This is a genomic window from Pseudomonas sp. P4_C3, from assembly GCF_056402075.1.
Genome location: NZ_JBFUIC010000176.1, coordinates 1 through 9,191, shown reverse-complemented (window position 1 = coordinate 9,191; position 9,191 = coordinate 1). Strand labels below are relative to the sequence as shown.

Below are 9,191 nucleotides of genomic sequence, written 5' to 3'. Positions count from 1 at the left end.
GAACGACGCCAATCTGGCCGGCGCACTGGCAGAAGCACATGTAACACGAGGCGTTCGCCGCCTAAGCACCCTACGACTACAACAAATGGCAGAAGGCGACTAATGAATGGAACGAAACTTGCTGAATTATTCGCTCGCTATGCAGCTCGGTGTCGCATACCCCGTCGACTGCAGGCACCGCATTGTCTTCTCTGAGTCATGAGGTAGAGCCATGGCTAACGAAATGTCAGCAAACGAGTTGTCCCAATGTGCCACGTTGATCAACGCTTCCATTAGTAACGTATTCAAGGGGCTCAACGATATGAGCGCCCAAGTATTGAGCATTTGGGAACATCTGTGTTGCAACACGAAGCACCCCAGCCAAGGCGACCTCAAGCCATTGCTGCCGATAATCCGACAGATCCTGAACTCGGAGAGCCTCAAGTTTCATGGCGCCGGAGTTGTCTTCGCTCCTGGTGAGCTGGAAGATCGCGAGATGCATCTGGAGTGGTGGTGCCGAACCCAAAAAGAAGAGATCCAGCCTCTGACACTGAATTTTAATAGCCGTAGCGACCGCTTTTACGATTACCTGCACATGCCTTGGTACACTCGCCCCCAGCAAACCCGGCAGCCCTCCATAGACGGCCCGTTTGTGGATTTGTACGGCACGGAGCAGTACATCGTTGCCTTCTCGGTTCCTATCTTTTTCGCAGATCGCTTCATTGGTGTGGCCGCTGCCGATATTTCTCTGCACTCCTTGGAACCCTTGCTCGTACGCAGCCTCATGCGGGTCAGTAACGAGGCGTTGTTGCTCAATGCCGAAGGTAGAGTGCTGGCGGCTAACACACCGAGTTGGCTGGCCGGTGATTTGATCCGAGGCACCCTGAGCCTGGACAAAGAACAGGGTCGCGTCCTGAGCCTTATCGACACATCGTCATATTGGAGCGTCGTGGAGCGGCCTGTCCCAAGGTTTTGATCAAGACTCCATCTTGGTTTGAAGAACCAAATCTCAACCCATTCGCTTCAGGAAGAATCCTGTCGAATGAAAGCTCCAGCCATGGATGGCTGAAGGTCGCCTCGCACTGCATTACTGAAAAGCGCCCCCCATCCAGCCGCCTTCCCGTCAGGCTATTGCACAAGAACCAACTCAACAGACTTGGCAAGGCTGTGCTCGCTCACCGCGACAATGGAAGAACACCACCTCTAGAAGGACTGTCATTTCCGTAGCCGCAGGTGGTCGCGCAGCCACTGAGGTTCTTCGCGAAGCCCCGGGGACAACAGAAACAAGAGCTTTGACGCTTCATGCCAAACTGTCGGGTCTGTCTAAAACCCGCGCCGCGATCAGGCCATTTTTCGAAGAATGGAGCCAGAAGGTTGTGCTCAAATCGAAGCCGCAGCGATGGACATGAATACAGCTTTTGACCTGGAGATTAGCCAGCATTGCCTGAAAGCGCGGGAGGTCTACGACCTTTTCCACGTGGTCATCAAATATGGCCGAGAAATGATCAATCGGGTGCGAGTCGACGAGACCAATCGACTGCATCACGACAAACCAGCCAGCCCTATAGGTTATCAAGCAAGCCCGCTGGTTACTGCTGCGCAATCCAGAGAACCTGAAGAAGCCGGAACAACAGGTTCATCTAGAGGCATTATGAGCAGGGTTCGTTGGCCGATGCACACCGGTCAATTAGAAGGAATAAATATCGAATCATGGTCATCAAGCGAATGGCGTACGGCTACCGGGACAGCAATTCTTTTTCATGAAGTTCAAGAACGTCTTTCCCGGAAATCCGTGAAGTACCATTTTTTACCCGCGAAACAAAGGTGGTGGCGCGACCAGTACCTGGGCCGCGCCGATGATCAATACATCTTTATGACGCCGAGACGCACTATCAGGAGTTGTGCGTGTAGCCTTCCCACTGATGCCACAGGCTTTGATTGACACCCAGGCCGAACCAGCGGTCCGTGTCGTCGAGTGCGCGGCTGAAAATATCGACCACGAGCTTTATTTCTTCTTTCGTGGAAATCAACGGCGGACAGAATGCGATCGAGTCTCCCATCGCCCTTGTGATCATGCCGTACTCCTGCGCACGTCCCGCCAGGTAGCGCCCCAGCTTCCCAACCGTATCCAGCGGCTCCTTTGTCCGACGATCCGCAACGAGCTCCACAGCAGCGATCAATCCACAGCCCCTGACCTCCCCTACCAACGGATGATCCGCAAATTGAGCCAGTCCGGCCTGAAGTTGCTCGCCCAACTCGCAGGCGTGCTCAACAAGATGCTCTTCTTGAATGATCTTTATGTTTTCCAGCGCAACTGCGGTCGCAACCGGGTGGCCGCTGCCGGTGAAGCCATGACCCAGAGTACCGAAGGTGTGGCTCTGATCGGCGATCCCCTCGAAGACCTTATCGTTGATCAGGACCGCCGCGATCGGTTGATACGAAGAAGATAGTTGCTTGGAAACCACCATGACATCCGGCTTGATGCCGAAGGTTTCGCAGCCAAACATCTTACCGGTACGACCAAAGCCGCAAATCACTTCATCAGCAACGACCAGCACGTCATATTTGCGGCACACGGCTTGAACCTTGTCCCAATATGTGCGCGGAGGCACGATCACGCCGCCCGCCCCCATCAGCGGTTCGCCGTAAAAAGCGGCTACGGTTTCCGGGCCCTCCCGGAGAATGACATTTTCCAGTTCGGTAGCCAGGCGATCAGCAAATTGTTCATCGGTCTCGCCAGGTTTGGCATTGCGATAGTGGTGCGGACAGGCAACGTGAAAGAAGCCGGGCAGCGGCACATCAAAACCACGTTGATTCACCTGTAGCCCGGTCAGACTGGCGCTGACAGCAGTAATGCCGTGATACGCATTGTGACGGCTAATGAACTTCTTTTTGCCAGGCTTGCCGATGGCATTGTTGCGATACCAGATCATCTTGACGACGGTGTCGTTGGCTTCAGAGCCTGAGTTAGTGAAGAAGACTTTGCTCATCGGCACCGGGGCGAGTTCGATCAGCTTCTCGGCCAATTCGATACTGGGCGTGTGAGCCTTGTGGCTGAAGAGGTGATAAAAGGGCAGTTTGCGTAGCTGTTGCTCTGCCGCCTTGATCAGGCGCTCATTACTGAAGCCAAGCGCCACACTCCAAAGACCCGACATCGCCTCGAGATAACGCTTGCCTTGGTTGTCATAGACGTAAACGCCTTCGCCWCGCTCAATGATCAGCGGGCCTACTTCCTGGTGCAGTCGCGCATCCGTGTAGGGGTGCAGTTGATGCTGAACATCCTTTTCGGCGAGCGAAAGATACGAGCGATTCATGTTAAGGAACTCCGGGGAATGGCGGCCATATGGCGTTGTTACAGGCTTTGGTGGGTGTTCATCTCCACCCCTCTTGACGCTTGATGAATGTCCGCCGTGATCACACGCCGATACAGAGGTATTTGATTTCCAGGTAGTCCTCAATGCCGTACTTGGAGCCTTCACGACCCAAACCCGAGGCCTTGATGCCACCGAACGGCGCCACTTCGTTGGAGATGATCCCGGTGTTGACGCCGACAATGCCGTACTCCAGCGCCTCGCCCACACGGAACACACGGCTCAGGTCGCGTGCATAGAAATAGGAGGCCAGGCCGAACTCGGTGTCGTTCGCCATGGCGATCACATCGGCTTCATCCTTGAAGCGGAACAGCGGCGCCAGTGGGCCGAAGGTTTCTTCCTTGGCGACGGCGGCGTTGCTCGGTACATCGACCAGCACGGTCGGCTCAAAGAAGGTCCCGCCCAGGGCGTGCGGCTTGCCGCCGGCGACCACGCGAGCGCCTTTGCTCACAGCGTCTTCAATGTGTTCCTGAACCTTGGCCATGGCTTTGGCGTCGATCAGGGGGCCGGTGGTGATGCCGTTTTCCAGGCCATTACCAATGTTCAACTTGGCCACGGCCGAGGTGAGCTTGTCGACGAAGGCATCGTAGATGCCGTCCTGGATATACAGGCGGTTGGCGCAGACGCAGGTCTGGCCATTGTTGCGGTACTTGGAGATCAGCGCGCCCTCGACGGCCGCATCCAGGTCGGCGTCATCGAAGACGATGAAGGGTGCATTGCCGCCCAGTTCCAGCGACACCTTCTTGATGTCCTTGGCGCACTCGATCATCAGCTGGCGGCCGATTTCGGTGGAGCCGGTGAAGGTCAGCTTGCGCACGAGCGGGTTAGCGGTCAGCTCGCTGCCGACTTCGCCGGCACTGCCGGTGACCACGCTGAACACGCCTTTCGGAATGCCGGCGCGCTCGGCCAGCTCGGCCAAGGCCAGGGCCGAGTAAGGCGTTTGCGAGGCCGGCTTGAGGACCATGGTGCAGCCGGCGGCCAGGGCCGGACCGGCCTTGCGGGTGATCATCGCCGAAGGGAAGTTCCACGGAGTGATGGCCGCGGTAACCCCGATCGGCTGCTTGAGCACCATCAGGCGCTTGTCGACCTGGTGACCGGGGATCATGTCGCCATACACGCGCTTGGCCTCTTCGCCGAACCACTCCAGAAAGGAAGCGGCATAAGCGATTTCGCCACGGGACTCGGTTAGTGGCTTGCCTTGCTCCTGGGTCATCAGGCGGGCCAGGTCTTCCTGGTTGGCCATCATCAGGTCGAACCACTTGCGAAGCTTGTTGGCGCGCTCCTTGGCGGTCAGGGCGCGCCAGGCCGGTAGCGCCTTATCGGCGGCTTCAATGGCACGACGGGTTTCAGTCGCCCCCATCTTCGGCACGCTGCCAATGATTTCACCGGTGGCCGGGTTGTTGACCATGAGGGTCTGGCCACTGTCAGCATCTGCCCAGGCACCGTCGATATAGGCTTGCTGGCGGAACAGTTTCGGATCGTTGAGTTGCACGCGAAATTCCTCGTTAGCGGGTTGCGCCGGAAGCCGCCATCGGGGCGGTCCGAGTGGAGTTGGCGGGTTTGACAAAACTGACACCAGTGCTTGCTAGCTGCTCACGGACCTTGTCGACGATGTATGCGCCGATCGGGATGGCGGAGGTCGCTGCAGGCGACGGGGCGTTGCAGACGCTGACGCTACGGGCGGTGTTGACGAACAGGAAATCGTCGATCAACTTGCCGTCAAGCGAGACAGCCTGGGCGCGCACACCGGCCGGGTAGGCGGTGAGGTCGCTCTTGTTGATGCTCGGGCAGTACTTCTGCACTTCCTTCAGGTAGCCGCCCTTGAACAGTGAGTTTTTCATCTCGATCAGGCCGGGGCGCAGGTTCTTCATCAGCACCTTCAGAATGCCCGGGGTGGTCAGGGTTTCGAACATGTCCGACAGCGAAAAATCGGTCTTGCGATAGCCTTCGCGCTTCATCGCCAGCACTGCGTTGGGGCCGACAGTGACGGTGCCGTCGATCATGCGGGTCAGGTGCACGCCGAGAAATGGCATGGACGGATCCGGGATCGGATAGATCAGGTGGTTGACGATCTGATTATGCTGTTTGGGCAGCAGGTAATACTCGCCGCGGAACGGGCAGATGATGAAGTTGGGCTTGATCCCGAGCATGCGCACCACGCGGTCAGCCATCAGGCCCGAGCAGGTGATCAGGAAGCGCCCGTGGTGCTCCAGGGTGTCGGTTCGGACCACGACTTCATCGGGGCGCTCGTCGATGGCGACGACTTCGCTGTTGTAGCGGATCTCACCACCGGCGGCTTCGAATTCTCGGCCCATGGCCGCAGTGACCTCGGCGTAGTTCACAATGCCGCTCGAAGGCACGTAGATACCGCCCAGGCCGACGATGTTCGGCTCGCGCTCGCGCAGCTCGGCGGCCGACAGCCATGCACGCCTCAGCCCATTGGCTTCGGTCCGGTCCCACAACGCGCTCATGCGCTGCATTTCCAGCTCGTTGGTGGCCACCAGCAGCTTGCCGCACTCATCAAAAGGGATGCCGTGCTTGTCGCAGAAGGCCTTGGTGGCCTTGTTACCTTCCAGGCAGAAGCGCGCCTTCAGACTGCCCGGGGTGTAGTAGACGCCAGCATGGATTACGCCACTGTTGTGGCCGGTCTGGTGCTTGGCCGGGCCGGACTCTTTCTCCAGCAAGAGGATTTTTGCGTCCGGGTAAACCTGGGCCAGTTGCATGGCCGTGGACATACCCACAATGCCGCCACCGATGATGATGAAGTCGTACGCAGCCATTAGCTTGCACCCACCTGAATTACGTTTTTGTTGGAAGCGCGACAAGGGCCACATGAGGTGGCCCTCGTCACTTCAGCGTTTGGCAAACCTTACTGGCCGCGCTGGTACATGGTTTTTTGGTAGCTGATGTAGCCGCGCTGACGCATCAGCTCACGACGCAGGCCCGGGTGGGCGGTGAAGCGGTCACGACCGTGCAGCCAGAACATGTTGTTGACGAGCACGAAGCTTCCGACCGGCACCGGTACCGAAACCTTCTCCTGACTGCCTTCCAGGGATTCGCTCATGGCGGTCAGCCAAATGCCTTCCTCAAAGTCCTTGGGCTGCACGAACTGGTCGATGTAGCGCATCGTCGGGCGGCCTTCGGCGTCGTTGTCGAACACCGCATGGAACACGTCTTCACGCACGTTCTTGCTCGGTGGCGCGGTGAAGCGCATTTCACGGCGGGCCAGCGGATGCGTGTAGTAATGGTTCAGGTCTCCCCAATCGTCCAGGTGCAGCAGCAGGGTGTTGCCGCCCTCCATGTTCTGCTCGTCAATCTTCATCATCAGCACATAGTCAGTGCGCTCCTGAACAAATGTGCCGTCGTTGTGCAGTTCCATGACCCGGTGTGGCTGGCGCAGGTAGCTGTCGGAGTTGTCGGTGTTGACTACTGCAAAGCGCGCGTAGAACTGGCCGCTCATGGCATCGAAGTTGGAGCGACCGATCAAGTGCGCGACGGCCGAGGAAAACTTGACCATGTCATCGGCCTGGGACACTTCGTTCAACCCCTCCGGCGTGATCAGCATGCCGCCGGTGGCGCGGTCGAGAATGGTGTTGATCAACACCGGGCGCAGGGTGCCTTCGCACAGCTCGTCAAGTATCTGGCCAACCCGGAAGCGCAGGAACGATTTGTACTCCAGAGCCTGGACCGGCCATTGCGTCACCGCCTTTATGAACGCGTCGACGGTTTGCTTGGCAAATTTCAGCTCAAGCAGGCGCGGTGACTGGCTGGAAGGGGTGAGAGTGAAACCCTTGCACTCCGATGGCAGTGGCATCACAAGGTCCTGAATTTGCGTAAAGGCGTTCATGGCAGTTCCTGGGCAGAAGGTAGGGATTGGCCCCTCCAGCATCGATGCGGATCAGGCTCAGGGCAAAAATATCGCCATAAATTTAAAATGTCTACATTTTTATTTATGATCGACAAAACACCACTCCGTCTTATGTTTTTCGTATGACAGATGTTTAGGTATGATTGGACCTTGTCGTTTTCAGGAGCAGTACCTTTGGATAGCCTCACCCCCAAGCAGAACTCTGCATTCAGCGGGTATGAGCGACTCAAACAGGACATCATTCGCGGGGTCTTCAAGCCCGGAGAGAAGCTCCTCATGAGCGGGCTCAAGGAGCGTTATGACTTGGGGGTTGGCCCGCTGCGAGAGGCGCTTTCGCAATTGGTGGCCGAACATCTGGTGGTGGTGATCAGCCAGAAGGGCTACCGGGTCGCGCCCATGTCGTTGAAAGAAATGCAGGACATCTACGATGCCCGCGCCAACCTCGAGGCGATGATCGTAGGCTTGGCCATTGAGCGCGGTGACGATGCCTGGGAGGCGCAGATCCTTGCCCAGTCCCATACCCTCTCGAAAGTTATGGATGTCAAAACCCGAGAGCAGGTCTTGGATGTCTGGGACGAACGGCACAAGGCCTTCCACACGGCTATTGCCACCGGTTGTGGTTCAAAACACCTGCTACAGGCGCGTGGCTATCTGTTTGACCAGGCCGAACGCTACCGCCACCTTTGGCTGACCCAGACGGTTTTCTCCGAAGAAGCCCTGGCGTTGAAGCGCAAGGAACATGCTGCGCTGGTTGAAGCTATTCTGGCGCGCGATGCGCCACGGGCCAGCACCATGATGCGCACTCACCTGATGACGCCGGTACCGATCATCGCCGAGATAATGCTGGTGCAAGGAATGGGCAGTGCCGCGTGAGTTTGGGGTTGAACGGGGCGGCTAAAGCGAGCATACCCGCCCACTCTAGCTGAAGTATGCTTACTCATTGAGACCGCCCCTGATGAAGAAACAGCAGTTGGTTCGAGACCTTGCGGGCAAAACCCATTTCATGGGTCACCATGATCATGGTCCGACCTTCTTCTGCAAGCCCTTGGATGACTTTCTGCACTTCTCCCACACCTCAGGGTCCAGCGCCGATGTAGGCGAATCTGGGTGTCGGAATTACCCTCCTCCCCCGCATATTCTGCGACACACTTGACGCTAACAGCTTCACGATCGCAGCAATCCGATCACCATCGCTGACTTGGAAGGTATCGCCCCCGCAGTCCTCTCACAYCACCGTACGTACGGTTCTGTATACGGCGGTTCAGGTTATGCGGCTAAGCCGGTTTATCGTATCCAGTATTGAGACCAGTCCAAGCTGATCCCAGAGTTTCTTCGGCAGTGCCTGATTCATATGTGGCGCTCCCGAGTTCCACCTTGGGCCCCGGCCATTGGACGCTGATGTACAGGCCCGCGCTTCGTTGAGTCCCAGACGCATCAGGTTGCGCGCCCTCGTAGAGGGCTGCTTCCATTGACGCCAGATAACGCAGCGAAGTTAGTGACGTACCCATCCAACGACGATCATCTTCCGCCTTAATCGTTAATACTTATGTGCGAAAGTGACCGACTGCTGCATTCAACTCCTGATCCACCTGCTGGAGTTCAAGCGTCAAACGCTGCAACTTCACACTTTCCTGGGCGCTTTCCTCTGCCACCTCGCGCACCCGAACTATGTTCTGGCTAGCCTGTTCCGCCAAAACTCGTTGTTGCTCCGCTGCCCCTGAGATTTGTTTGTTCATCTGCTCAATGCTCAATACGGCGCGAGTAATCCGTGTCAGCGCCTGAGATGCCTGACCAGCAAGGATCACTGCTTCCCCTGTCAGTGCATGACTACCCTGTAACCGTTCAGTTGCCTGCTGGGCGACCCCACGCAGGCGACTGATCAGGTCTTCGATTTCGGCAGTAGAACGCTGTGTGCGGCGTGCCAAGCCACGCACCTCGTCAGCTACTACCGCGAATCCGCGACCATGCTCACC

7 protein-coding genes and 4 pseudogenes are annotated in these 9,191 nt (G+C 57.4%); 4 read left to right on the top strand and 7 right to left on the bottom strand.

Going from position 1 to position 9,191, the window contains the following annotated elements; translation table 11 throughout:
• From AC1DVH_RS21580 to AC1DVH_RS21570, 3 genes and pseudogenes are all read left to right on the top strand, one after another.
• Positions 1-103 (top strand): annotated as a pseudogene (locus tag AC1DVH_RS21580) (FadR/GntR family transcriptional regulator); the annotation flags it as partial.
• 108 nt (positions 104-211) lie between these two features.
• The gene (locus AC1DVH_RS21575; RefSeq protein WP_223531555.1) at positions 212-955 is read left to right on the top strand and encodes a PDC sensor domain-containing protein; all 744 of its coding nucleotides are present in this window, start codon (positions 212-214) and stop codon (positions 953-955) included.
• 340 nt (positions 956-1,295) lie between these two features.
• A pseudogene (locus AC1DVH_RS21570) lies at positions 1,296-1,775 on the top strand (ISL3 family transposase); the annotation flags it as partial.
• 96 nt (positions 1,776-1,871) lie between these two features.
• On the opposite strand, the gene AC1DVH_RS21565 reads toward AC1DVH_RS21570, so the two are convergent.
• The 4 genes from AC1DVH_RS21565 to glaH form a co-directional block, all read right to left on the bottom strand.
• Positions 1,872-3,293, bottom strand: coding sequence for an aspartate aminotransferase family protein (locus tag AC1DVH_RS21565; protein ID WP_223531556.1), 1,422 nt, complete (start codon positions 3,291-3,293; stop codon positions 1,872-1,874).
• A 100-nt stretch (positions 3,294-3,393) separates the two neighbouring features.
• A complete protein-coding gene (gabD, locus tag AC1DVH_RS21560) occupies positions 3,394-4,842 on the bottom strand; it encodes an NADP-dependent succinate-semialdehyde dehydrogenase (RefSeq protein ID WP_477755511.1) in 1,449 nt (482 codons plus the stop codon).
• A 13-nt stretch (positions 4,843-4,855) separates the two neighbouring features.
• Positions 4,856-6,130, bottom strand: coding sequence for an L-2-hydroxyglutarate oxidase (lhgO, locus tag AC1DVH_RS21555; protein ID WP_477755510.1), 1,275 nt, complete (start codon positions 6,128-6,130; stop codon positions 4,856-4,858).
• Between the two features lie 89 nt (positions 6,131-6,219).
• Positions 6,220-7,197, bottom strand: coding sequence for a glutarate dioxygenase GlaH (glaH, locus tag AC1DVH_RS21550; protein ID WP_056723351.1), 978 nt, complete (start codon positions 7,195-7,197; stop codon positions 6,220-6,222).
• A 195-nt stretch (positions 7,198-7,392) separates the two neighbouring features.
• On the opposite strand from glaH, the gene csiR reads away from it, so the two are divergent.
• On the top strand, positions 7,393-8,091 hold the full coding sequence (csiR, locus tag AC1DVH_RS21545) for a DNA-binding transcriptional regulator CsiR (protein WP_223531903.1): 699 nt from the start codon (positions 7,393-7,395) through the stop codon (positions 8,089-8,091).
• A 76-nt stretch (positions 8,092-8,167) separates the two neighbouring features.
• On the opposite strand, the pseudogene AC1DVH_RS21540 reads toward csiR, so the two are convergent.
• The 3 genes and pseudogenes from AC1DVH_RS21540 to AC1DVH_RS21530 all read right to left on the bottom strand — a co-directional run.
• A pseudogene (locus AC1DVH_RS21540) lies at positions 8,168-8,322 on the bottom strand (histidine/lysine/arginine/ornithine ABC transporter ATP-binding protein); the annotation flags it as partial.
• Positions 8,323-8,479: 157 nt separating this feature from the next.
• Positions 8,480-8,728: pseudogene (locus AC1DVH_RS21535) on the bottom strand (group II intron reverse transcriptase/maturase); the annotation flags it as partial.
• 34 nt (positions 8,729-8,762) lie between these two features.
• Positions 8,763-9,191, bottom strand: a 429-nt coding sequence (locus AC1DVH_RS21530; protein ID WP_477755509.1) for a methyl-accepting chemotaxis protein, incomplete at its 5' end; no start/stop codon positions are given.

Bases quoted from the DNA above. Each gene is read 5' to 3' on its own strand.
- AC1DVH_RS21575 (WP_223531555.1), top strand. From the start codon at position 212: ATGGCTAACGAAATGTCAGCAAACGAGTTGTCCCAATGTGCCACGTTG.
- lhgO (WP_477755510.1), bottom strand. From the start codon at position 6,130: ATGGCTGCGTACGACTTCATCATCATCGGTGGCGGCATTGTGGGTATG.
- glaH (WP_056723351.1), bottom strand. From the start codon at position 7,197: ATGAACGCCTTTACGCAAATTCAGGACCTTGTGATGCCACTGCCATCG.